At 46.5% G+C, this 24,635-nt stretch carries 20 protein-coding genes and 1 pseudogene; 4 read left to right on the forward strand and 17 right to left on the reverse strand.

Going from position 1 to position 24,635, the window contains the following annotated elements:
* Positions 1-150 precede the first annotated feature (150 nt).
* From MOX91_RS03055 to rpsT, 9 genes are all read right to left on the reverse strand, one after another.
* Positions 151-699: a ferritin family protein gene (locus tag MOX91_RS03055; RefSeq protein WP_370396605.1), complete on the reverse strand. Its 549-nt coding sequence runs from the start codon at positions 697-699 to the stop codon at positions 151-153.
* A 117-nt stretch (positions 700-816) separates the two neighbouring features.
* On the reverse strand, positions 817-1,413 hold the full coding sequence (locus tag MOX91_RS03060) for an LOG family protein (protein ID WP_370396606.1): 597 nt from the start codon (positions 1,411-1,413) through the stop codon (positions 817-819).
* Between the two features lie 2 nt (positions 1,414-1,415).
* Positions 1,416-2,315, reverse strand: coding sequence for a tyrosine-type recombinase/integrase (locus MOX91_RS03065; protein WP_370396607.1), 900 nt, complete (start codon positions 2,313-2,315; stop codon positions 1,416-1,418).
* A gap of 3 nt (positions 2,316-2,318) precedes the next feature.
* The gene (locus tag MOX91_RS03070; RefSeq protein ID WP_370396608.1) at positions 2,319-3,191 is read right to left on the reverse strand and encodes a prepilin peptidase; all 873 of its coding nucleotides are present in this window, start codon (positions 3,189-3,191) and stop codon (positions 2,319-2,321) included.
* A gap of 113 nt (positions 3,192-3,304) precedes the next feature.
* Positions 3,305-4,519 carry an NADP-dependent isocitrate dehydrogenase gene (gene icd / locus MOX91_RS03075; protein WP_370396609.1) on the reverse strand — a complete coding sequence of 405 codons (1,215 nt, stop codon included), beginning with the start codon at positions 4,517-4,519 and terminating at the stop codon, positions 3,305-3,307.
* Between the two features lies 1 nt (position 4,520).
* Positions 4,521-7,109, reverse strand: coding sequence for a protein translocase subunit SecD (gene secD, locus MOX91_RS03080; RefSeq protein WP_370396610.1), 2,589 nt, complete (start codon positions 7,107-7,109; stop codon positions 4,521-4,523).
* Positions 7,110-7,111: 2 nt separating this feature from the next.
* A complete protein-coding gene (yajC, locus tag MOX91_RS03085) occupies positions 7,112-7,495 on the reverse strand; it encodes a preprotein translocase subunit YajC (protein ID WP_370396611.1) in 384 nt (127 codons plus the stop codon).
* Positions 7,496-7,938: 443 nt separating this feature from the next.
* Positions 7,939-8,745, reverse strand: a complete 807-nt coding sequence (locus tag MOX91_RS03090; RefSeq protein ID WP_370396612.1) for an RluA family pseudouridine synthase — start codon at positions 8,743-8,745, stop codon at positions 7,939-7,941.
* Between the two features lie 42 nt (positions 8,746-8,787).
* Positions 8,788-9,042 (reverse strand): 30S ribosomal protein S20, encoded by a 255-nt coding sequence (gene rpsT / locus MOX91_RS03095; RefSeq protein ID WP_370396613.1) that lies wholly within the window; start codon positions 9,040-9,042, stop codon positions 8,788-8,790.
* 127 nt (positions 9,043-9,169) lie between these two features.
* Here rpsT and MOX91_RS03100 point away from each other — a divergent pair, with 127 nt between their 5' ends.
* On the forward strand, positions 9,170-9,814 hold the full coding sequence (locus tag MOX91_RS03100; protein WP_370396614.1) for a phosphopantothenoylcysteine decarboxylase domain-containing protein: 645 nt from the start codon (positions 9,170-9,172) through the stop codon (positions 9,812-9,814).
* 1 nt (position 9,815) lies between these two features.
* On the opposite strand, the gene hemC is transcribed toward MOX91_RS03100, so the two are convergent.
* The 3 genes and pseudogenes from hemC to ilvN form a co-directional block, all read right to left on the reverse strand.
* The gene (gene hemC / locus MOX91_RS03105) at positions 9,816-10,667 is read right to left on the reverse strand and encodes a hydroxymethylbilane synthase (RefSeq protein ID WP_370396615.1); all 852 of its coding nucleotides are present in this window, start codon (positions 10,665-10,667) and stop codon (positions 9,816-9,818) included.
* 102 nt (positions 10,668-10,769) lie between these two features.
* Positions 10,770-11,879 (reverse strand): annotated as a pseudogene (gene ilvC, locus MOX91_RS03110) (ketol-acid reductoisomerase); the annotation flags it as partial.
* Positions 11,880-11,906: 27 nt separating this feature from the next.
* Positions 11,907-12,404: an acetolactate synthase small subunit gene (ilvN, locus tag MOX91_RS03115; protein ID WP_370396616.1), complete on the reverse strand. Its 498-nt coding sequence runs from the start codon at positions 12,402-12,404 to the stop codon at positions 11,907-11,909.
* 780 nt (positions 12,405-13,184) lie between these two features.
* Between ilvN and MOX91_RS03120 the strand changes: the two genes are divergently transcribed.
* A complete protein-coding gene (locus MOX91_RS03120; protein ID WP_370396617.1) occupies positions 13,185-14,189 on the forward strand; it encodes a tyrosine-type recombinase/integrase in 1,005 nt (334 codons plus the stop codon).
* Between the two features lie 399 nt (positions 14,190-14,588).
* Here the strand turns inward: MOX91_RS03120 and MOX91_RS03125 are convergent, their stop codons facing one another.
* On the reverse strand, positions 14,589-15,962 hold the full coding sequence (locus MOX91_RS03125) for a hypothetical protein (RefSeq protein ID WP_370396618.1): 1,374 nt from the start codon (positions 15,960-15,962) through the stop codon (positions 14,589-14,591).
* A gap of 108 nt (positions 15,963-16,070) precedes the next feature.
* Between MOX91_RS03125 and MOX91_RS03130 the strand changes: the two genes are divergently transcribed.
* Positions 16,071-16,358, forward strand: a complete 288-nt coding sequence (locus MOX91_RS03130) for a Dabb family protein (RefSeq protein ID WP_370396619.1) — start codon at positions 16,071-16,073, stop codon at positions 16,356-16,358.
* 63 nt (positions 16,359-16,421) lie between these two features.
* Here MOX91_RS03130 and ybaK read toward each other — a convergent pair whose 3' ends face one another.
* The 4 genes from ybaK to MOX91_RS03150 all read right to left on the reverse strand — a co-directional run bounded on the left by ybaK (position 16,422) and on the right by MOX91_RS03150 (position 23,235).
* Entirely contained in the window at positions 16,422-16,892 is a 471-nt protein-coding gene (ybaK, locus tag MOX91_RS03135; RefSeq protein ID WP_370396620.1) for a Cys-tRNA(Pro) deacylase, read from the reverse strand.
* Positions 16,892-20,026 (reverse strand): efflux RND transporter permease subunit, encoded by a 3,135-nt coding sequence (locus MOX91_RS03140; RefSeq protein ID WP_370396621.1) that lies wholly within the window; start codon positions 20,024-20,026, stop codon positions 16,892-16,894. Before MOX91_RS03140 ends, ybaK begins: the two co-directional genes overlap by 1 nt.
* 4 nt (positions 20,027-20,030) lie before the next feature.
* Entirely contained in the window at positions 20,031-21,158 is a 1,128-nt protein-coding gene (locus MOX91_RS03145; protein WP_370396622.1) for an efflux RND transporter periplasmic adaptor subunit, read from the reverse strand.
* Positions 21,159-21,273: 115 nt separating this feature from the next.
* Positions 21,274-23,235, reverse strand: coding sequence for a GreA/GreB family elongation factor (locus MOX91_RS03150; protein ID WP_370396623.1), 1,962 nt, complete (start codon positions 23,233-23,235; stop codon positions 21,274-21,276).
* Positions 23,236-23,296: 61 nt separating this feature from the next.
* Between MOX91_RS03150 and MOX91_RS03155 the strand changes: the two genes are divergently transcribed.
* A complete protein-coding gene (locus tag MOX91_RS03155) occupies positions 23,297-24,607 on the forward strand; it encodes an RsmB/NOP family class I SAM-dependent RNA methyltransferase (RefSeq protein WP_370396624.1) in 1,311 nt (436 codons plus the stop codon).
* The last annotated feature ends 28 nt before the right edge of the window (positions 24,608-24,635 follow it).

Consider the following 24,635-nt stretch of genomic DNA (forward strand, 5'->3'; position numbering starts at 1 on the left):
CTTTAAGCCTATTTTAACTTTTATCGCGCTAATATAAACAACATACTGTATAATTTACAAAAAAATGCTATTTTTAAAGCAAAAAAGCCTTTCGATTTGCGAAAGGCTTTTGTCTGACAAGCTAACATTGCGCTAAATTGCGCGTGAAATTTACTTTGAGAAGTAACGGTTCAAGAGACCTTGGAATGCGCAACCGTGGCGGGCTTCGTCTTTGCACATTTCATGCACTGTGTCGTGGATTGCGTCGTAGCCGAGCTGCTTTGCGCGTTTTGCAATCATAAGCTTGCCTTCCGTCGCGCCGTGTTCGGCCGCAACTCTCGCTTCCAAGTTTGCCTTTGTTGAAGGTTCTACCACTTCGCCCAAGAGTTCCGCGAATTTCGCCGCGTGTTCCGCTTCTTCAAACGCGATGCGCTTGTATGCTTCGGCAACTTCGGGGTAGCCTTCCCTGTCCGCCTGGCGGCTCATTGCAAGGTACATTCCGACTTCGGTGCATTCTCCCATGAAGTTTGCCCTCAAGCCTTCGACTACTTCCGCGTCCAAGCCTTTTGCGACTCCGATGCGGTGTTCGTCAGCCCATACCAAGCCTGCGTTTTCTTCCCTTTCGATGAACTTCGAACGGGGAGCCTTGCATTGCGGGCAAACGTCCGCAACTTCGCCTTCAAATACATATCCGCAGATTGAACATACTGTCTTTTTCATTTTTTTCCTTATTTGATTAGTGTTGAAAATATTTTTTTGCTTCAAGAGAATTTTCCCTTAAATTTAAAAAGAAAAGTTAAAATAAATTTTTTATAGAATCAATAATAATTTTCATTTTCATTTAATTTTTTGAAAATTATCCCAATAGAGCTTTTCTTCGGGGCGTTTATATGAAGAGAGTTTTTCAAGAAGCCTTTTAGGATTTTCGTCTTTCAACGCCATGTCAAAATGAATTTCTGACAAAAAATTCTCTTTCCTGACGTTTTTAAAGAAGTCAAAAAGTTTGTTGTAAAAGCCGTTCGTATTTAGAAATCCGCAAGGAGAGTTTGACGCGCCGAGCTGCAAAAGCACCAGAGCCTCGCTAATTTCGTCAAGAGTTCCGAAGCCTCCCGCAAGAGCCACGTTTGCGTCGGCAAGATCAAGCATGATTTTTTTGCGCTCGCCCATTGAATTTGTATAAATTATCCGCGTCAAATTCTGATGGACGACTTCCCGTGAAAACTGCCGCGGAACAACGCCCGTAACAGAGCCTCCGTTTTCCAAAACTCCGTCTGCAAGCGCGCCCATAAGCCCCACGCTGCCAGCTCCATAAATCAGCTCAACGTTTTCCCGCGCCAAGATTTTCCCGAAGTCCCGCGCCGCCGAAATAAAGGCATCGGAGCCGCCTGACGCCCCGCAATAAACCGCGATTTTTTTCAATTTTCCGCCTTGCATAATCAGAACAGCTTTCCGTGTTCGCGCTTCAAATGCGCGGTGCTCAAATGGGTGTAAATCTGGGTCGTGGAAAGGCTGGAATGCCCAAGCATTTCTTGAAGCGAACGCAAATCGACACCCTCGTCAACCAAATGCGTCGCAAAAGAATGGCGCAATTTGTGGGGCGTGATATTCGCGGGCAAACCTGCTTCAACCAAATAATTTTTCAAATTGCGCTGGATTAAACGCGGATAAATCTGCATTCCGCTTTCGCAAAACAAAATAAAGTCGCCCTGCGCCCTGCCCGCGCAATACTCTTCTTTCCAAATTTTCAAAAGCTCCAATGCGTTTTTGCCGAACGGACAAAGACGGATTTTCTGCCCCTTGCCCAAAACCCTCGCGGTTGCGCGGCTGAAATCTATGTCGGAAAATTTCAACGAACAAAGCTCGCTTATGCGAAGCCCCGCGCCGTACAAAAACTCCAGACAAAGAGCGTCGCGCACTGCTTCAAAATGCTTTATTTTGCCTTCCTTGAAGTACTCCCACGGGGCGGACAAAAGTTTTGAGACCTGTATCGGATTCAAAAATACCGGCAAGTCCTTGCGCATTTTGGGAAGCGGAAGAGAAGCAAACGGATTTTCCTTCGCGCCTTTTGCCTCGCGCAAAAACCTGTGGAAAGTGCGAAGAGCTGAAATCTTGTTGTGCAGAGTCGTGCGCGACACTTTTTGAGAGAGATATGCGATGTAATTCTTCGCAAAAATTCTCGGAACGGAAAAAATGTCCCCTGAGAACATCTCATTTGAGCCAAGCCAATCATACCATTCCAAAACCGACTTGGAATAGTTGCGCAAAGTGTATTTTGAATATCTGCGTTGCCTGCCTATCCGATTTAAAAAATCGTCAAACTCTGCTCCCGCCTTCATATGTCAAAAGAATATCGCCTTTATGCCCTCAAAATAGAAATCGACATATTTCTGAACAAACAAATAAACGACGGCTCCTATGGCAAGCCACGGTCCGTATGGAATTGTTTCCATTATTTTTTTTCTTCGCACAAAAATTCTAAACCAGATTATTATCGGAATCATAATCAAAGAGCCGATTAAAGAACCTCCGAAAATAGCGAAAATCGCTCCCTGCCAGCCGCAAAACGCGCCGATGCAACCTATCAATACGACATCGCCCTCGCCCATCGCTTCGCGTTTAAAAACGTACTCCGCCAACAGCCTGAACCAATATAAAAAACCGGTTGAAACGGCAATTCCTATCACGGAAATAAGCGCGCTTTTTATCGCGTAAAACAAAAACGGCGCACCTTCCATGGCGTCTTTAACATGTATTTGCGGGACAAGAAAAGAAACGACAACCCCCGCAACGCACCCGCCAACCGTCAGCAAATCGGGAAGCTCCATGCAGTCTATGTCAATAAAGCTCACCACAACCATCAGCGCGAAAAAGAACATATACGCAAACGCCTGCGCCATCGGAAAGAAATTCCAAATACATGCAAACACAACCGCGCACAAAGTTTCAACAAAAGGATACCTGAAAGAAAACGGCTCATGGCAGCACCGCGCCCTGCCCTTTAAAATAAACCAGCTTAAAATCGGAATATTGTCATGCCACTTGATTTTCGCGCCGCATTTGCAATGCGATGGAGGGGAAATTATAGACTTCCCTTCGGGTATGCGGTATATGCAGACATTCAAAAAACTGCCGACACACGCCCCAAAAACAAAAAAGAATGCCGAGAAAAGCCACGGCATATTGGAAGCGGCAAGTTCAATATTTTCCAACATAATTTCATATTGCAATTATTTTTTGATAATTGCAAGCATTTTTACGAACACAAAAAAGGCGCGCAAAAAATATCTTTTTAATGCGCGCCTTTAAATTTAAACAAAGAGCCAAACTACATTTTCGCAATTACTGCATCGGCAAATTCCGAACATTTAAGCTCCGTGGAATTTGGAATGAGGCGCGCAAGGTCGTATGTAACGGTGCGCGCGCCAATCGCGCCTTCCAAGCCCTTGACGAGCAGGTCTGCGGCTTCGTTCCAGCCCAAATACCTGAACATCATTTCACCCGAAAGGATGAGAGAGCCGGGGTTTACCTTGTCGAGGTTTGCATACTTCGGCGCAGTTCCGTGCGTGGCTTCAAATATAGCATGCCCCGAAACATAATTTATGTTTGCCCCTGGCGCAATGCCGATGCCACCGACCTGCGCGGCAAGCGCGTCGGAAATATAGTCGCCGTTCAAATTCAAAGTGGCAACCACGTCGTATTCCGCGGGGCGCGTCAAAATTTGCTGCAAGAAAGCGTCGGCTATGACGTCTTTTACCACAATCCCGTTCGGAAGCCTGCACCACGGACCGCCGTCGATTTTTTCCGCTCCGAATTCCTTCAATGCAACTTCGTAGCCCCAGTCGCGGAACGCGCCTTCGGTAAACTTCATTATGTTGCCCTTGTGAACGAGAGTAACGCTCTTTCTGCCCTGCGAAACCGCATACTCAATCGCGCTTCTAACCAAACGCTGAGTGCCTTCTTTCGAGACAGGCTTTACGCCTATGCCGCAAGATTCGGGAAAGCGTATTTTTTTGAACTTTGCGGGAAATTCGCGCTTCAAAAAGTCCTTTAATTTTGCAACGTCTTCCGAACCGAATTCAAACTCTATCCCCGCGTAAATGTCTTCGGTGTTTTCGCGGAAAATCACCATATCGACCAAATCGGGACGCTTTACGGGGCTTTCAATTCCGTTAAAATAGCGGACAGGACGTTGGCAAACATAGAGGTCCAATTCTTGGCGCAATGCCACGTTCAAAGAGCGTATGCCGCCGCCAATCGGAGTTGTGAGAGGCCCTTTTATGCCGACCAAATATTCTTTGAACGCGGTCAAAGTTTCGTCAGGCAGCCACGAACCGACTTTGTTGAAAGCCTTTTCGCCCGCCAAAACTTCGAGCCATTCTATTTTTTTTGAACCGCCGTAAGCTTTTTCGACCGCCGCGTCAAAAACCCTGACCGATGCCCTCCAAATATCAGGGCCCGTGCCATCGCCTTCAATGAAAGGCAAAATCGGATTGTTCGGAACAACTAATTTTCCGCCACAAATTGTAATTTTTTCAGCCATATTATTCTTCCCATTCGTGCTTGATTTCCATGTCTTGCGCGGCCTCTACGTTCTTGCGCTTGCCCTTGTGCCATGCGTAAAACACGGGGCTTGCAATGAATATAGAAGAGAAAGTGCCTGTTATGATGCCCAAGAGGAATATCAAAGAGAAGTCTTTGATGATGCCCGTGCCGAACACAAACAAGGCGAGAGCCGCAAAGAATGTCGTAACAGAAGTCAAAATCGTTCTTGCAAAAGTCTTGTTGATTGACTTTCGGATTACGTCGTAAAGCGACATCGCGGGGTTGAGCGGCAACTCTTCCCTGATTCTGTCGAAAACGACGATTTTATCGTTAATCGAATAGCCAACCGTCATCAGGATTGCGGCAATCATCGGAGCGGAGAAAAGCCCCGAGCCGATGCCGAACATTCCCAATATTACATACAGACCTATTGCCATCAAAATATCGTGCACAAGAGCAACAACCGCACCGACGCCGAAACCGATTTCAAAGCGCAAAGCCACATAAAGCAGTATTCCGCCAAACGCCAAAAGAAGCGATATTACGGCATTTTTCGTGATGTCGGAGCTTACGGACGCGCCTATGCTTTCCTTGCCGACAAGCTTCAAATCAGCTTGCGGATACTTCGCCTTCAAGGCTTCAAACACCGCCTCGCCCTTGCCTGTTTCCGTCTGGACGGTCAAGATTTCGTTGCCGGTAGCCAAGTCTTTCTGATAAGACGCCTGAACTTCGCCCAACGTATCGTTTGAAACGGAAGTTATGTCGCCCACCGAAAGCTTTTCGGCATAGCTCAAAGTCTGCATTTCGCCACCAGTGAAGTCGATGCTTACGCACTTGTCTCCGCGGTACGCAACCGCCATAACGCCGCACAAAATCACAAGCCAGGAAGCTATGAACATAGACTTAAAGTGCTTCATCACGTCAACGTTTGTTTCGCCGATAAGCTTCCATTTAAACGAGTTTTTGAACCATCCGAGCGAAATCACGATTTCGCATAACGCCCTGCCGAAGATTAAGGCGCAGAAGAGAGTCGCCAAAATGCCGACTGCCAATGTAACGCCGAATCCCTTGACGGGACCTGTGCCAAGCTTCCACAAAATCACCGCCGTAAGAAGAGTGGTCAAATTCGCGTCAACAATAGTTGAAAAAGCTTTTTCATAGCCCGCCTGCAAAGAATTCCACATGCTTTTGCCCGCATTCAGCTCTTCGCGCATTCTTTCAAATATGAGAATGTTTGCGTCAACCGCCATGCCTATTGTCAAAACCAAAGCGGCAATGCCGGGCAAAGTCATCGTTGCACCAAAGCTTGCCAAAGTGCCCAAAATAAACACGATGTTAGCGGCAACCGTAATCATTGCCAAAATGCCCATTCCGCGATAGTAAAGCACCATGAAAAGCAGTACCAACCCCGCACCGATTGCGCCCGCCATCAAAGATGAGTTGCGCGCGCCTTCCGCCATGGAAGGCCCGACTTCGTTCATGGAAGTGCGGTTAAGCCCGACTTTCAAAGGATTGTTCAAGGCGTTTGCAAGCTCCAAGGCTTCGCGCTGGTTGAAATCTCCCGTGATGGAGCCTCTGTCGCTGATTACGGAAATGATGCGCGGCGCGCTCATGAGCTTGCCGTCAAGGACGATTGCCAAAAGCTGTTTTTGCTCGTATTCATTTGCAGAACCCGCGTATTTCGCGTCTTTCGCCAAAATCTTCCTCGTGATTTCCTCAAACTTTTTCGAGCCTTCGCTTGTGAAGTCCATACCTACTGAAAACCTGCCTGCATCGTCCATCGAAACTCCCGAATGGTCGATGATGTCGCCAAGAGCTTCAGCGCACTTCTTGATGTAAAGAGGTTTTTCGATTATTGAACCGTCGCGGGCGGCATTTTCCTCAACCAAAAGCTCGTAGCCAATCGGCCATTCGCGCTTCGGAGCATTCGCGCTGCTCGGAAGAATGCTGCGATGCGCAAGCCTGAATTCGAGTCGCGCAGGGCGCGAAAGCTCTTCGACGGCTTCGGGATTGTCTTTAAGAGAAACACCGGGCATCTGGACTTCGATTGCGTTTGAGCCGACAACGCGAATGCTCGGCTCTGTTACGCCCAAGCCGTTTATGCGGCTGTCGAGAACGCGCACCACGTCTTCAAGCTGACCCTTGCGCGAAAACATGTCGTCAAGCAGTTCGTCCTCGTTGATTTCAAGAGTAAACGACACGCCGCCCGCCAAGTCCAAGCCTTTTTTCAAAGACGACTTGCTTTGGCGGTAAAGCTCCCTTATCAAGACATCGTTGCGCTTTTTTAAAATTTTAATATCGGATACGTTTACGTCAAAATACTTGGAAAGGTCGATTTTGTTTTCGTTGGCGTATTCGGTGATTGCAGTGTAAAGAGTGGAAGACTTTGTCGGGTCTTTCTTGTAGTTTACGGGATCGACGCGCTTCCCTGCCTCTTTCAATATATTTGCAAACTCGTCGGCGTTTTTGGTCGCGCGGTTTGCGATGTAAGTTTCAAACGGGGTGTCCGTAAACGGCACCATTGCCGAAACCGCCCAAGCCAAAACAAGGACGGTCAAGACAAGTTTCCAAGCTATTTTACCTTTCATGATTACTTTTGGATTTCTTCGTTTTTGGGAGCTTCGCCGTTTGCCGAGCCTTCAACTTTTGAAGACACCGCATTTTTCAAAATTTCGATTTTCGTTGAATCGGCAACCTTGATTGTGAAAGTCTTGTCGGTCTTGTTTGTGATTTTGCCGTAGATGCCGCCGATGGTTATGATTTCATCGCCCGTCTGCAAATTGTTAAGCATCTGCTCATGCTGCTTTTGGCGTTTTCTTTGCGGCGCAATCATAAAGAAATACATGGCGCCCAAGAATAAAAGCATAATGACGATTGGGCTTTGAAGAAAGCTTCCGCCTTGTGCAGCTTGTTCGGTTGTCGCGCTTGAAGCAGCATCGCCTGCCTGCGCAAGAATTGTATATATCGTATTCATAAAATAAAAAAATGCCTTCCGTAAAAAAACTAAAAAACAATTCCCGCCATTTAATCTTAAAAAACAGGGTATTTGCAAGCAAAAATCTCACAAAAAACAAAGGACTTATGCAATTTTTCTACAAACCGCCACCAAGAAGAAGCATAATTTTGGCATACCCAAACTCCGCCTGATAGAAAGTCAAAATTATTGTTTGAAAAAATAAATTTTTGCAGAACGCCATCGCCGTTTTTATGCTAAAAAGACATTGAAGCTTTCATCGGCGAAAGCAAGGGCAACTTGCCAAACAGTTTTCATTCAAAATTTGGGCTTTCTGAAACTTGAATTTGCGCCGATTTACGAAAGCCTTCCGCTGAAAGCCAATCCGCCTTTTGAGAAGAATTGTGATTCCCTCCTTCGCACACAAAGCATAAAAAAAACCGCACATTTCTGCGCGGAGCGTTTTAATACCTGTTTTTGATTTTCTTTAAAAGAACCGAAAAACCCTTTGGAAGCGGAGCCGAAACTTCTATTTTTTCGCCGCCGCACGGAAAGGAAAGCCTTGAAAGATGAATGGCGAGATTATCGTATATCGGCGCAAGCTCTTCGCCCTTGAACTGCCCGCGCTTCAACCTCGACAAATATATTTTGCGCACCCTGACATAAGTATCGTCTCCAACCATTCTAAGCCCCGCCTCGGCGGCGTGAATTCTTATCTGGTGCCAGCGCAAGAAATTCGTCTTCGCAGACCAAAGCTGCCACTCTCCAAAATCCTCTTTGAGCTCGAAACGAGTTTGACACTTCTTGCCAAATCGATGCGAAACTATCGCGCGCGGCTTGCTTTCGTGGCGGATCAAAGGCAAATCCACGATTTCCTCGACTTTGCCATAGGGTCTTTCGCTCAAAAGCTCAAACTCGAACTCGAAAAGCCCTGAGCCGAAAGAATTGCGTAGCTCGTCGCTCGACTCCTTGTTCGAGGCAATCAATGCCACTCCGGATATTTCGGGGTCGGTCGCAAACACGGCATAGGGGCTTTCCATTCCGAGGCGTTCAAACTCTTTCTTGCCCGCCTGCGCCTTTATCCCCGCAATTATGGTCAAAGGATTTTCGGCAATTCCGTCCGCTTCGAGGTAAACATTTGAAGGCTTGTTTACCGCGACAAACTTCCCCGCCCTGCATTCAAGCACATCAAGGCGGACAGGCTTTTCTCCTAAAAGCCCTTCGGGGAAACCAAGCTTTTCAAAACCCGCCATTTGATAAAAAAACGCCACAGGCTGCTTGCGAGTGGCGCAAATAGAAGCAGTTTTCTGCTATTATTTTGCGGCGTTCAAAGCCTTTGCAACACGGCTCTTAATGCGCGACGCCTTGTTTGCGTGAACAACGCCCTTTTTAACAGCCTTATCAACGGCAGACGCCAAAACCGCGCCGCTTGCCTTAATGGCTTCCGCGCCTTCCGCTTTCGCCGCAGCCTTAGATAAAGTCTTGATACGGCTGCGCACCGTGCGGTTGCGCAATGTGCGGGCTGCCGTTTTACGAATGTCTTTTTGTGATGATTTCTTGTTTGCCATCTTCTTTTATAAATATATTAAAGGTAGTATATATTTGAGCCAAAACAAAACTTGTCAACGCAAATTTCATCATTTTTTAGACAAAAATTGCTTTACTTCAAATTATTTACGATATTTGCTCTTTTTCATGAGGCAAATCAAGTGCTTAATAACCGCGGGAGCAACGCGCGAATATTTCGACCCCGTACGCTTTATCAGCAATCCCTCAACGGGGAAAATGGGGATTGCCATTGCAAAAGCCTGCAAAAAATCGGGCTGGGAAACGACGCTTGTTTTGGGCGCAGTATCCGCCCCATTGCCCGATGGGATTGAGATTGTTTCGGCAATTTCAGCCGAAGACATGCTACGCGAAACGTCTGCGCGTTTTCCCGCTTGCGATATCCTCATAATGACTGCCGCAGTTTCCGACATGCGCCCGAAAGTAAAATCCGCGCAAAAAGTCAAAAAGGAAAACCTCGAAATGCTTGTTGAATTCGAGCAGACGCCCGACATTTTAAAAACCCTTTCAAAATCCAAAAACCGCCAAATTCTAATAGGCTTTGCCGCCGAAACAAACGACATCGCTTCCTACGCAAAAAAGAAGCTGGAAGAAAAGAATTTGGACGCAATCGCGGCAAACAACGTTTCAAGAAAAGACGCGGGGTTTGCCTCCGACTTCAACGAAATATCGCTCATTTTCAGAAATGGCGAAACCATTAACTTGGAGCGCGGAACAAAGGACGAGCTTGCGCAAAAGCTTGTCAAAATCTTAAGCGAAAAATTTTTCAGCTGATTTATTTTAAAATCCCGAGCGCGATTTCGCGGACTTTTTCAAGCATTTCTTCAAAAGAAGAAAGTTTGGTAAAATCATATTCCGCGTAGGAAGTCTTTTCGTGGAAAATCCTGAAAATTCCGCCGTCGAAATTCGCGCCGAACGCAGCTTGGCAGCCTCCGCCGAGCGATTTTAAAAACTCCCGTTCAAGGCGCACCGCAATAGATGTGGGTCGGTGCGAAAACTGCCCGAAAAACGGAGCGTCGTCAACCCTGCATTCTATGGCTATCACGCCCTGCCCGACGGCGGGAACGCACCTTGAGAAATCGAGCCTTTCAAACTTCAAGCCCTCAAAAGAATTTATGCCGAGCCTGTCCAAGCCGGCAGCTGAAAGCATGGTGGCGTCTGCAAGCCCGCCGCAGATTTTACCAAGCCTCGTGCCGACATTGCCTCTGATTTGCGTCCACTCAGCGTCGGGAAAAATTCTTTTTAACTGCGCCCTCCTGCGCGGGCTTGCGGTCGCAATTACCTTCGGGGAGGGAATTTTCGAGATAAAAACATCGCGGGCGTCGTCGCGCGGCAAAAAAGCGGCAACGGCAAGCCCCTCGGGGCAAACAACCGGCATATCCTTTGCGCTGTGAACCGCAAAATCGGCTTCCCCGCTTAAAAGTGCGTCTTCAAGCTCCTTTGTAAACAGCCCTTTGCCGCCCTCTTTTTCAAGAGACCATTCGAGCTTCTTGTCGCCCAGCGTCTTGAAAGGCAAAATTTCGTATGCCGAATTTTTAATCTTCCGCGAAAAGTATTCGACCGCCATTTCCGCCTGCTTCATCGCAAGCGGACTTGTGCGGGTGGCGACTTTAAAAATTTTCTTCATTTTTTACAGACTACAATAATCGCGGCAAAGTTTTCAAACCAATAAAACAAAAAAATCCAAGCCCGCGCGGAGCTTGGATTTTCGTTAAAAATTAAAAAAGGCTTACTTGCTCTTTTTGCACGCGCATTTTTTTGCGCAAGCTTTTTTGGCAGGAGCTTTTTTTGCAACAGACGCCATTGCGTAAGCCGCCTGAGCGCCCTTGATGTTGCGCTTCGGAACCCAAGGCATGAGGCTGCGCAAACGTTCGCCGGTCTTTTCAATCAAATGTTCTTCGCCTTCCTTCAAGAGCTTGTTGTAGTTCTTCAAGCCGCCCTTGTATTCCTTTACCCATTCCTTTGTGAATTTTCCGGTCTGGATTTCTTTCAAGATTTGCTTCATTGCCTTCTTGGTATCCTTCGTCACTACGCGCGGGCCGCGTGTGATGTCGCCGTACTTTGCGGTTTCGGAAATGGAGAAACGCATGCCTGAAATGCCCTTTTCGACGATGAGGTCGCAAATGAGCTTCAATTCGTGGCAGCATTCAAAGTAAGCCATTTCGGGCTTGTATCCCGCTTCGACCAATGTTTCAAAACCTGCCTTGATGAGCGCGCTTACGCCGCCGCAAAGAACAGCCTGTTCGCCGAAGAGGTCGGTTTCGGTTTCTTCCTTGAATGTTGTTTCGATAACGCCCGCGCGAGCGCCGCCGATACCCTTTGCCCAAGCCAAAGCGATTTTCTTGGCAGCCGTGCCGCCTTGGTAAACAGCGATGAGAGCGGGAACGCCCTTGCCTTCAACAAACTGCGAACGCACTTCATGACCGGGACCCTTCGGGGCAACCATGATTACGTTTACGCCTGCGGGAACTTTTATCATGCCGGAATGGATTGCCAAACCGTGCGTGAAAAGAAGAGTCTTGCCCTTTTTGAGGTTCGGGGCGATGTCTTTTTCGTAAATGTCGGCCTGCTTCATGTCGGGAGCGGCAATCATAATTACGTCAGCCTTTTCGACCGCTTCTGCTGTCGGATAAACTTCAAAGCCCTGAGCCTTTGCAACTTCCACAGACTTGCTCTGCGGATAGAGGCCGATGATGACCTTGCAGCCGCTTTCCTTCAAGTTGAGCGCATGCGCGTGGCCCTGAGAGCCGTAGCCGATAACGGCCAATGTTTTACCTTTTAAAACGCCCAAATCAGCGTCTTTTTCCGTATATACTTTTGCAGGCATATTTTTATATCCTTTTTTGTATTTAGTATTGGTTTGAAATTAATCGTCTCCGCGCGCGAGCTTGCCGCGCTCCAAAGCGACATTTCCGGTTCTTGCCATCTCCAAGAGCCCGAAAGGTTCTATCATGTTCAAAAAAGCCAGAATTTTATTCGGATTGCCCGTGCATTCGATAATCAGCGAGTCGGGCTCGACATCGATAACCTTACCCCTGAACAAATCCGCGATTTCGACAATATTCGCGCGGGTTTGCGAATTTGCCTTGACCTTTACCATGACAAGCTCCCTTGCAACAAATGCCGAAGAGCTTGAAAAATCCTTGACCTCTATTACGTTCACAAGCCTTGAAAGCTGTTTTACGCACTGGTCCACGCTATGGTTGCCGTCCCTCACCGTCACAGTGATGCGGGAAAACTTTCCGCCCTCTACGGGCCCGACATTCAAAGTTTCAATATTAAAACCTCTGCCGCTAAACATTCCCGCAACCCTCGCGAGAACGCCAAATTTATTTTCTACCAAAGCGGAAATGGTGTGTTTCATAAAATCTTAAAGTTAGAATAAAAACCATTCGGAAATGCGCGCACAACATTTCAAAATGATGTTTAATAAATATAAAATAAGAAAGTTAATACCCGCATAAATTGCCTGTCAAGATATTTTTCCGCAAGAATGCCACGCAAAAAAGTTCATTCTTGCAAACGCGCGATTTTTTATCATTTCATACATTGTTTCCCAATTATTTAACTTTTGGGAAAATTTTGCGCGCAAATATAACGGCGGAGCGCAAAAAAAGACGGAAGCAGGCTTTCGCCCGCCCCCGCTCGTTTTATTGACTATAAGAAGAAATTACACAAACAAAATCAAACTGTAAGCGCAAAACGCAAAAATGATTCCCATTAAAACAAGCAGCACAGAAAGCATCTTAAAAAGCCGTTGTTCTCTATTTCTGAATTTTCGGCGGGGTCAAAATTCAACTTGTAAAATCTGAAACACAAAAAAAAGAATATGCAGGCAAAGCACAGGCAGACCACCGCAATTCCAACGAACCAAGCCCCAAACCCTCCGTCTAAATGCAAATTTAACATATTTCTTTTTCGGCAAAAAAATTCTTAACTTCCCAACCCCCAACGCGTTTATCGCAGCTGATTTATACGGGAAATACGCGTATTGCTAATACGGATTTTTTTGATTTTCTTAACTTGCTATCGTTTTGCTCTTTATCATTTATTCAACAAACATATTCGCGCGGACATTCAGCCAAATATCTCTCCAATACACCAAAATCTCGATATTTCTTGACATCCGTATTAGCAATACGCAATGCAATCAGACATAACAACAGCTTATAAATTGCTCGAAAACAGCGGCATATCGCTAATTGACGCCGCAAGAATGGTATTAAATATTTTGGATTACGCGCCCGATTGCGAAAGCCCCGCAAAAAGAAAACAATTCTGCCGCAAGATAATTGACATTGCGATAGACCAATGCCAAAAACCGCCGCAAAGCAAACTATTTAAATCCGCGCTTTCGGAATACTTAAAATCCAAAAACCATCTGCGAAAAAAATCCGTTTCCGACATAAAATCGCTCGGAATGTTTCTAATAAAAAAAACAGACATATCAAATATGCCCATATCTATTCTCAGCGCGCCGAAGTGCGAAAAATACTTGGAGCGCGCGTTTAAATCTCCAAGCCAATTCAACAAGGCGCGCATAATGCTGCACGGGCTGTTTGAATTTGCCATAAAAAACGACTGGGCGGAAAAAAATCCCGTAAAAAAAATCCGCAAAAAGAAAGTTTTTGAAAAAGAAATACGCCCGCTGACCCTTGACGAAATTTCAAAACTCATGAAATCGGCAAAAGAATACCCCGACTGCCTCGCGGGAGTCTCGATAATGCTCTACGCAGGCATACGCCCCCACGAAGTGGCAAGGCTTAAATGGAAAGACGTTGATTTTACCGAAAACGTAATCACAATAACACCCAAAAGCAGCAAAACAGGAGGAGCAAGGCATGTTTCGATATACCCTCCCCTGCAAGGAATCCTGAAAAAATGCCGCGCAAGCCCCGAAACTTCAATATGCCCCAGAAATTGGAACAAGAGATGGAGAACCGTGCGCGAAGAAGCGGGCTTTAAAGACAAATGGGTGCAAGACGTCCTGAGGCACACATTCGCATCCTACCACTTCAAGCACTTTCAAAACCTCGACAAGTTGCAAAGCGAAATGGGGCATCGCGACAAATCGCTTTTAAGGTTCAGATACATAAATTTAAGGGGCATAACCATCGCCTCCGCAAAAAAATTCTGGAGCGAAAAATGAAAGAATGAATCCCCGTGTTCATAATAGCCGCAAGATACGGATTTTCGCGTTTCCAGACCGAAGCCAAAATATCTCGCTTCAAACATTTTTGAATTTTCGTATTTTATGAAGTCGTCCATGCCGCAAAAACGACCTGCAATCATTTTGCGCATTGCCCTCAAACTATCCTTGGAAGTTTTCGAAAAATCAGGATATGTAATGCAAAGCTATGAATGCTTTTTTAAAGTTTCATTTTCGTGGGTCGCAAAAAACAAACCGCGCCGAAATCGAATCGTAAAAGACAATCAAAAACTTTTCATAACATTTTACCGTTTTTACAAAATACAAGCCAAGCGTTTTTTTAAATATAAAAAACCGCCATTTTTCAGGCGGTTTTCAAAGGTTTTAAATTTATACCCACTACTTGGAATCGGAAAGCAAGTTTTCTATTTCCGAAGTTTTTTCAGAGCACAAATTGCAGTCGGAAACGAAATTGCCAAGCATCGTTTTTATGTTTGCGATGGAAACTTCAAACTGCGCAGTAATCACTGCCAAATCGCTCTTATAAATCGCGATGTCGGAATTTAACAGTTGGGCGTTTGTGGAAAGGCTTATGGATTTTTGCAAAACAGCCTTTGCCGAAGCTTCCAAGTCGCGAATGCTTACTATCGTGCTTTCAGCCTCGTCGGCAACCGCGTTTAAAAGCATTGTAGCTTCCTCGATTTCGCGGGTCAAGTCTGACAAGTTTTTGCCTATTTCCAAAAATTCAACCCTTACATTGTCGAATTTTACGGAAGAGGAGAGCGCTTTTGCCTTTTTTAAGGTGTCATGGCTTGCGCTTCTTGCAACTTCGTCCGAATTGGACGCGCTCCCAAAGGAATTAGCATTGGCGTACGCGGCTTCAAAGGCGTTATAGTCGGGCTTTATTGACATCTTGCCGATATGCTCGACATAAATATTTTTCATGTTGGGATTTTCCTTAAATATCCTATCTTGCGAGCCCATTACTGAAAGAAGCTTCATGTATTCCGACAAGAAATTCATCTTGACACTGCGCAGTTTTTCAACCGACAAATTCAACTCTTTCAGATTTTCAAACGCGCCCGCCTCCAATGCCTTGTATTCGGAAGAAAGCGACGCGAGATTTTCACTGTTTATTTTAATTTCGTCCTCCGCCCTGTTCAAGAAGGAACGAGAAAGAGCCATCATGCTTGAAATTCCGCTTATGCGCGGATTTGCGATGTCGGATTCGACAAGAAGACGCGTGATGCGGTTTTGCGCCTGCTTGAATTCTTCTTTTGCGCTTAAATAGTTGTTTGAAAGATAATTGCCGTAATTCCTATCCTGATACCTGTCTCCCGGGTTTTTTGCGGCGAGGTCGTTAAGTTTTGCGTTTATTTTGTCCGCAAACTCAAAACGGTTTTGCGCCAACGCGAAAATCTCGGAAGCCGACTTCAAGTCTCCGTTTACGTTTTCAAGAAATTTTTTGTCCTTCTCAAAACTTTCCGATATTGCCTTTACGCTCAATTCAATTTCCGCAAGCTGGGAATTTTGGCGTTTCAACTTTCTGTCCAAATCTTTTGCTTTAAGCCAAGAGGAAGCCTGCTTTTCAAAAAGGTCGCCTATAATCGACCCCGCCGATTCTATTTTGCGGTAAGCCGCATTGTAAGCATCCAAGCCGCTCCATGCCGCTTGGCGCGCGTTTTCGATGTCCGCCGAAGTTTGCGCAAGCAAAAAACTCGGAAAAACAGCTGCAACCATCGTTGCAACAGATAATATTTTAGACCTTTTCATCGCAATGAATAAAACCATAAAAATGCCCGACTTACAAGATTTATATTAAAAACTTTACTCGTAAATAAATCGGACTAATATTAAAACATTTAAAAAAAAGGAAGTAATATGGTAACCCACGTTGTAATATTCAGAACAAAAAACGACGCCGACAAAGCGGAAGTCTTGGCAGGCGCAAAAAAACTCGAAGAAATAGGGACTGCGGAAAATTTTGTCTGCGGAATTCCAATTCCAAGCCTGCGCCCTGTGGTTGACGACACATTTGCATGCGCAATCGTAGTCACCATGAAAGAGGAAAATGTCGATGCCTACATGAACCACCCAATCCACTTGGATTTCAACGAAAACTGCCTGAAACGGCTCGGAGTGAAAGTCCAAGTTTTCGACATAAGATAGCAAAAAAAACTTCCAAGATTTTCTTGGAAGTTTTTTAATGCAGAACAGAAAAACTCGGCATTATCAAACAATATCTGCGAGCGTAAACGGCACAAGCTTTTGAATTTCCGCAAGACTTGTTTCAATCTGCCAGCCAATGCGCCCTCCGCTAAAAATAATAGCGTCGAAATCTTGCGCGGAAGAATGGATGAAAGTTTTGAAAAGCTTTTTCATTCCGATTGGAGAGCAACCGCCGTGAACATAGCCCGTAAGCGGCAGAAGGTCGCGGCTTTTAAGCATGGCAACGGATTTTTCCTTCGCCGCCAATGCCGCTTTTTTTAAATCGAGTTCGGCGTTGACGGGAAGCATAAACACATAATTTTTCCCCGACTTGCCAACAGTAACCAAAGTTTTGAAGACGCGGTTTGGATTTTGCCCCAAAACCGCGGCTACTTCCTCCCCGTTTGTCGTTGGGAATTTTGTGTAGTCATAAACTTTGTAGTCGGCTTTTTTGGAGTCGAGAAGGCGCATTGCATTTGTTTTTTGCTCCGACATCAAGCCTTTCTTGCTATGCTCCTTATTGCATAATAGAAAATCGGAGTGAACACGCACCCGAAAACCGTAACGCCAATCATTCCGAAAAATACGGAAGTCCCCAAAGCCTGCCTCAGCTCAAAACCCGCGCCATGCCCGAACGCCAAAGGAACAACGCCCAAGATGAACGCAAGCGAAGTCATTATAATCGGCCTCAGGCGGTTTTTCGAAGCGTTGCTTACCGCGCTTGCGATTTCCTCGCCCTTCATCTCGCGCTGGTGGGCAAATTCGACAATCAAAATCGCGTTCTTGCAAGCCAGCCCTATCAGAACGATGAAGCCGATTTGCGTCATAAGATTGTTGTTCATTCCGCGCAGATAAACGCCCATTATCGCGAACAAAAGCACAAGGGGCACAATTAAAATTACCGAAAGCGGAAGAGTCCAGCTTTCGTAAAGAGCCGCAAGGAGCAGGAATACGAAAACAACGCAAAGGGCAAAAATGTACATTGAAGTGTTGCCCGCGCGCTTTTCCTGATAAGCGATGTCGGTCCACTCGATGCCCATGCCTTCGGGCAAAACTTCCTTTGCGAGAGCCTCGACATATTCAATCACCTGCCCTGTGCTGTACCCCGCATTCAGATTTCCCTGAATTTCCGCGCTCGTGTAAAGGTTGTAGCGCATAACGCGGTCGGGTCCGATTATTCTCTTTACTTTGACAAGCGAGCCAAGCGGAACATTTTCGCCCTGCTCGTTCGGGACTTTCAGCCTGTAAATATCCGAAATATCCTTTCGGCTGTATGCGTCCGCCTGCGCCACGACTCTGTAAACTCTGCCAAGCAAATTGAAGTCGTTTACATAAATCGAGCCCAAGTTGTACTGCATTGTGCTGAAAATCGAAGATATGGGAACATTCAGCTTTTGGGCGCGGGTGCGGTCTATATCCACAAAGAGCTGCGGATTTGAAATAGTATAGCTTGTGAAAGCCTGAGAAACCATCGGTGTCTCGTTTATTTTTTCGACAAAAATCTTCGTGTATTTTTCAAGCTCTGCTATGCCAAATCCGACCCTGTCCTGCACTTGGAACTTGAAGTCGCTGCCCGAACCTATGCCGCGAACGGGAGGGGGCGTCATCATCTTCGTGTCCGCCTCCATAATCTGCTCGTCCAAAAGGACGCGCGCAGTATGCAAAATCTTGTCCGCGCTCAATCCCTTTTTGTCGCGCATTGCGCGGTCGCCGAGATTTATGATAAGCTTTGCGGCGTTTGAAACCATGGTATTGTTGGAACCGTGCCTGCCCGCAACTGCGAGGGTGTATTTCACGCCGTCTATGCCCATAACAATCTCGCCCGCTTTTTTTGCGACTTCCTCAGTGCGCTCAAAACTTGCGCCGTCAGGAAGCTGTATGGCAGCGGAAAGCACACCCTGGTCCTGCTTGGGAATAAATCCTTTGGGAGTGATGCTGAAAAGCTCGAATGTTCCGTATAAAAGCAATGCGTAAAGCAATATCGCAATAAATCCGAAACGCACAATTCTTGCGACAAACGCGCCGTACTTCCGAGCGAAGAAATCGAAGCCTCGGTTAAAGAGCGCGAAAAACCTGCCAAGCGTCGCATTCCAAATCTTAGTGAAAAAGTCGGGCTTTGCATCGCTTTCAGTCAGCATTGCGGCGCAAAGGGCGGGAGTGAGCGTAAGGGACACTATGCCCGAAATTATCGTGGAAGAAGCGATTGTCATCGCAAACTGCCTGTAAAACTGCCCCGAAATGCCCTCCAAAAACGCGGTCGGAAGAAATACAGAAGAAAGAACAAGCACAATGGCAATCAACGCCCCCTGCACCTGGGTCATTGCCTGTTTTGTGGCATCTTTGACCTTCAAGCCAAGTTTCATGTTTCGCTCAACGTTTTCCACAACCACAATGGCGTCGTCAACGACAATCCCGATTGCCAAAACCAACCCAAAAAGCGTCAAATTGTTTATGGAAAACCCGAAGGCATACATCATAAAAAACGTGCCGATGAGCGAAACGGGTATGGCAAAAAGCGGAATGACCGCCGCCCTCCAATTCTGCAAAAAAGCCATTACGACAAATACTACAAGCAAAACCGCCTCAAATATCGTGGAATAGACTTTTGAAATTGATTCTGAAATATACTCTGTCGTGTCCTGCCCTATCAAATAATCGACGTCTGCGGGAAATTCCTTCTTGATTTCCTCCATTTCGCGCCTCAACGCCTTGGCTGTTTCAACAGCGTTTGAGCCGGGAAGCTGGTACGCGCCCATAGAGACGGTGCTTTTGCTGTTTATGTAAGTTTCATTGCCGTACAAATAAGAATCAAGCTGAATGCGCGCAACGTCCTTTAGGCGCACAATCCTGCCGTTTGGCATACTCTTTACGATGATGTTTTCAAACTCCGATTCCGTTTGAAGCCTGCCCTGAGCGTTTATCATAAGCTCGAAAGGCGCACCGGTGGCAAGGGGCGGAGCATTGAGCTTGCCGGGAGCTATCTGCTTGTTCTGCTCCTGAATTGCATTCACGACCTGTTCCGCCGACAAATCCAAGGCTTCCAGCCTTTCGGGATTCATCCAAATGCGCATGCAATATTCCTTTGCGCCGAAAACGCTGAATTCGCTTACGCCGTACACGCGGGAAAGGCGGTCTTGAATTTGCGTTATGGCGTAGTTGGTAAGATAAAGCTTGTCGCGCGTGCCTTTGGGGGAAATCAAATTGATGAAAACAAGCATATCAGGCGAACGCTTGCGCACTGTGACGCCCAAGTCTCGAACTTCCTTCGGCAGGCGCGATTCCGCCTTTGAAACGCGGCTTTGAACTTGCACGAGAGCAATGTCGATGCTTGTTCCGACTTCAAAAGTAACGTCTATCGTAACCGTGCCGTCCGCGCCGCACTGGCTCGATATGTAAAGCATGTGCTCGACCCCGTTTACTTCCTGCTCAATGGGAGCGACAACCGTGTCCATTATTACTTCGGGAGTAGCCCCCGCATATTTTGTCGATATTGCAATCGACGGCGGAACGATGTTTGGATACTGCGTGATTGGCAACCTGAAAAAGCTGATTGCGCCGACAATTACAATCAAAATCGATATGACGCTTGCAAATATCGGCCTTTCAATAAAAAAGTGCGAAAATTTCATACGCCTACTTCTTTAAAATCGGTTTTACCTTTGTGTCGATTGCCGCGCGCTGGATGCCGTTTACAACCACCCTGTCGGACTCGCCCAATCCTTCCTCTATAACCCTGTCGGTTCCAACAAGCTCGCCGACAGAGAGCTTTCTGTACCTTACGATGTCGTCCGAATCGACAATATACACAAACCTGCCAACCAAGTCAGTACCAATCGCGGCTTCGGGAATCAAGAGCTTTTCGCGCGGTTCGCCCGCCCGAAGTTCAAGCTCCGCAAACATTCCGGGGTACAAGTCGGAATTTTTGTTTTCGATTTCCGCGCGAAATTCAAGACTCGAAGATTCGAGCTTGTTGTCGGCATAGGTGAGCTTGCCGAAGGCGCGCGCATTTTTATCGTCCATCAAAGAGAGCTTTACCGGCAAATTTTCAATCCTGCCCGCGTTCAAATCGGCGAGCAAGCCGCTGTCGTTATACCTTATGATGTCGCGTTCGCTGACTTCAAAATAAGCGTAAACGACGTCGCGCGAAACCAAATCGGCAAGCATTGTCTTTGAATCTTCAACCAAATTCCCCTCGTCAACATACCTGCGGCTGACGTATCCCGAAATGGGGGCGCGCACTTTTGTAAATTCCAAATCGAGGCGCGCCTTGCGCAAATTCGCCTCCGCCATCAAGAGCTTTGCGTTTTGAGACTTTAACTCCGAAAGGCGGGTTTCGTAAACTTCGCGCGAAATTGCGTTGACCTCCAAAAGCTCCTTTGCCCTCTCCAAATTTGACTTCGCAAGCTCGATGCGGGTTTTTATTTCGTCAATCGCGGCAGACTGAGCCTCTACGACCGCCTCGAACGGGCGCGAATCTATTTCAAAAAGGATGTCGCCTTCCTTGACCTTTGCGCCGTCTTTAAAGAGTATTTTTTCGAGATAGCCGTTTACCCTCGCCTTTATTTGGACGCTCTTCTGCCCCTCTATTCGGGCGGTGTATTTATCCCAAATTTCCAAAGCCCGCTTTTGCGGCGTCATTACGACGACCTCGCGGACGCGCTTTTCGGCGGGGGCGGAATCTCCGCCTTTTTTACATGCGCAAACGAAGCACGCTGCGCACAAAACAATTAAAATTGATTTTGCTGTTTTTCCAAAAAACATATACCTCTCCCTTTTTTAATTAAAATCAAAGTTATACAGACAAAACTTTTTTTCAAGAGATAAAAAAAAGACGTCCGAAAAAAATCGGACGTCTTTTAAGCCTAAAAAACAAAAACTATTCCGTCGGGCGTTCGATTTTGACAATCTTCCAGGACGTTTTATGCCCTTCAATGTTAGTTTCGACAACATCGCCGACTTTGTGGTCGAGCAATGCCTGCGCAAACGGAGTTTTGTAGGAGTAAATGTTCTTGTCGGGATTGCTGTCCCATGCGCCGCGAATAGAGCAGATTTGCTTTGCCGAACCGTCCTTTTCAACCGTTACCACAGAGCCGATGCCGACAACGTCAACGGGAGCCTGCGTAAAGTCCACAACTTCCGCCTTTGCGATGTCGCGCTGCAACTGGGCGCGGCGGGCAGACAAAGTTTCGTCGTGTTCGCGCGCCATTTTGTATTCGGAATTTTCGCGCAAGTCGCCGAGTTCGCGGGCGGCTTCGATTGCAGCCTTGCTTGCCGGAATTTGATTTTTGACGATGTCTTCCAATTCCGCGCGGCGGCTGTCCAAAGAGGATTTTGAAACATACAAACGCTCCACTTTCGTGTCGCCCCTGCCCGCAACCAAAGTCTGGACTTCGGGATAAAGCTTGATAAAGCGCGCCAAAATCGACTTCTGAGTAAGGTCGTCAAAGCCCTGGTTTAAGAGGAGGCTTTGAGCCAAGTCGCGAGCGGTTTCCGCAGACGCACCCTTCAAAAGGTCTGCCACAAGCTCCTTGTCGTCGCTCAAAGCTTCGACAAGCGGAATGCGACGGTTTGTGTCGCTTTGCAAAGCTTCGTCGTCAATAGCGGAAAGCAGAGCCGTAAACAAACGCTGGCCAATCAAATCCTTCAAAATACCGGAGAATTTCTGGGAATTGCGGTTTTTGACAATCCACAAAATCACGGGACCGCGCAAAGTCTGCTCGTCGAGCCAGCGGTGCAGGCTTTCTTTTACCAAAACCTTGCAGTCCGCGCTGTTTTCCTCTTCAACCTTGCCTTCTTCGCCCTTTACATACTTTGACATGCCCTTCCAATCGACAAGGAAGTTTACGCATTCGTTAGTGAACCTGCCTTCGGAATTTTTCAAAAGCTCGATTATGATGTCGCGCCAAGTGTCGGCAAAATTGCGCGTGAGCAAGTCCAAAAAGCGGTCGTAATAAGCGGACGGCAAATTCTTTGCCAAGTCGTTCAAGCCGTTCTTCGGGTCTTCTTCGATTGTCGCAAAAATGATGTCGCGGCTGCGCGGGGAAATTTCTTCAACTTTGTCTTCTTCGCCCGGGAAGAGGAAGCGCACAAGGTCGTTTCTGACCCAGATGCCGTGCAGCTTGTCCGCCTGCTTCAAAGAGCGCGCAGTCTTGATTGCGGAAGTAAGCTCTTCCTTGATTTTCGGAAGGTCGTTTTTAATTTCTTCTATGCTCTTTGCGATTTCCTCCTTGTCGGAGCCCGAAGAAACCATATTAAAGAGTTTTTCGGCAAGCAGGATTTTTTTCTTGGAGTCGCGGTTTAAGAAATATTCTTTCAGAAGCTCTTGTTCGGGCTTGATTTCTTCGCCCTCTTCGCGAAGCACATAATGTTCGTTTTTCTTTTTGGGGCATTCTATTTTCGGGTCGCGCACCAAAATTTTCTTTACCTTGTTCCACCACGAACGGAATTCTTTTTCGACTTTGAAAAGGCGCACCAAAATATTTTCGATTTCGACGGGAGTCGCCATTTGGTCAGGCATTCTCGCAAGCAAATCCTCTATGAACTCAGCGGGGGAATCCTTCATCCTCTTTTCAACAGAAGCGGGGTCTTTCTGGTATTGGACCAAAATGTCGCCCTCATCCAGAATGTCGAGCTTGTCGATGCAAAAAGCGAGATCCATTGAATGGTTCGGCTTGGCGTCAAAATCAATAATAACCCTGCTGTTTTCCTCGTCAATGCCGCTTACAACGCCCAGACCCCAGCTTTGATGCATACAGCAAGAGCCGACTGCAAATTTTTCAATCTTCTCGCGCTTGGCTGCGAGTTTCGGATTTTTTCTAATAATCGCTTCTGAATTCATAATTTTATTTGTTTTTAAATGGAAGATGTGCAATATATGCAGCCGCTTAATTTTTAAATCCATGCCGAACACGGACACAGTTAAACTTGCAAACGCCGCAAAATTGCTAATGGAGTATGAAAAACGCCCCTTGAAAGCGGACGAATTTCTCGACTCTCAATATTCCTTTTTCTATAAATACGGAGAAGAAAGGCGCGTTTGTCAATTTATCTTTTTAACAGTTTTAAGAAATAAGCTCTTAATTGACACCATTTTGGCGGTTTTTTTGAAAAAAACGCCGCGCCCCGTGCTTTTCGCCGTTTTGAAGTGCGCATGCGCCGAAATTATTTCCGCCCGCGAAGACAAAATCGCGCAAACGGTACACTCGTGGGTGGAAGTTTCAAAAAAAATCTGCTCGCAGGGAGAGTCGAAGCTCGCAAATGCGGTTTTGCGCAAATTTTCGCAAAAATATTCCGAAATTTGCTCAAACGCAAAAACGCTTGAAGACTTCGCACTGCTATATTCCCACCCGCTTTGGATTGCCAAAAGCTGGCAGGCGCAATTCGGTTTTGAAAAAGCCGTCCGAATAATGCGCAAAAATCAAGAGCCGAGCGAAGTTTTTTTGAGAGTGCAAAACACTCCGAAAGCAAAAAAAGAGCTTCAAAAATACTCTGAATTTTTATGCGAAAGCGAATTTGAGAATTTTTACAAGGCAAAGCGCGGATGCTTCCAAAACATAAAAAGCTTTCTCGATACCCCTTTCGCCTACATTCAAGACCCCGCCACAAAATTCGCCCCGACGCTTTTAAATCCGCAAAAATCGGAAAAGATTTTAGACCTCTGCGCCGCGCCGGGGGGCAAAAGCCGAATGATTGCAGACCTCGCAAGGCAGAAAAATCCCGACGGATTTTTGGCAGACACCCTGATTGTGAGCGTCGATTTAAATTCTCCGCGCCTTGAAAAATTAAAGCAAAACATCTCAAAAATCGACTTTCTAAAAACCGCCTGCATTGCATGCGATTTGGCAAACGAAAATTTAAAAGACATACTTGAAAAATCGTCCCTCCCCGCCTCTTTCGACGCCATTCTTCTCGACGCCCCGTGCTCGAACACGGGCGTTTTGCGAAGACGCCCCGATGCCCGATACAGAATTGAGCCGAAAGATATTTCAAACTGCAAATCTCTTCAAATCAAAATCTTAAAAAATGCCCTTCCCCTGCTGAAAAAAGGCGGAAGGCTCGTCTATTCAACCTGTTCGATAGATAAGTCCGAAAACGAGGAAGCCCCCAAAGAAGCACTTGAAGGGCTTAAAGATTTTAAAATCGACCATCTTCAAACAATTCTTCCAGACGCATGCGACGGGGCGGGAATTGCCCTTATAAAACGCCAATAAAAAATGCGCCGAACATGCGGCGCATTTG

Origin of the sequence: Intestinicryptomonas porci, assembly GCF_033971905.1 — a bacterium.
Lineage (GTDB): Bacteria > Verrucomicrobiota > Verrucomicrobiia > Opitutales > Intestinicryptomonadaceae > Intestinicryptomonas > Intestinicryptomonas porci.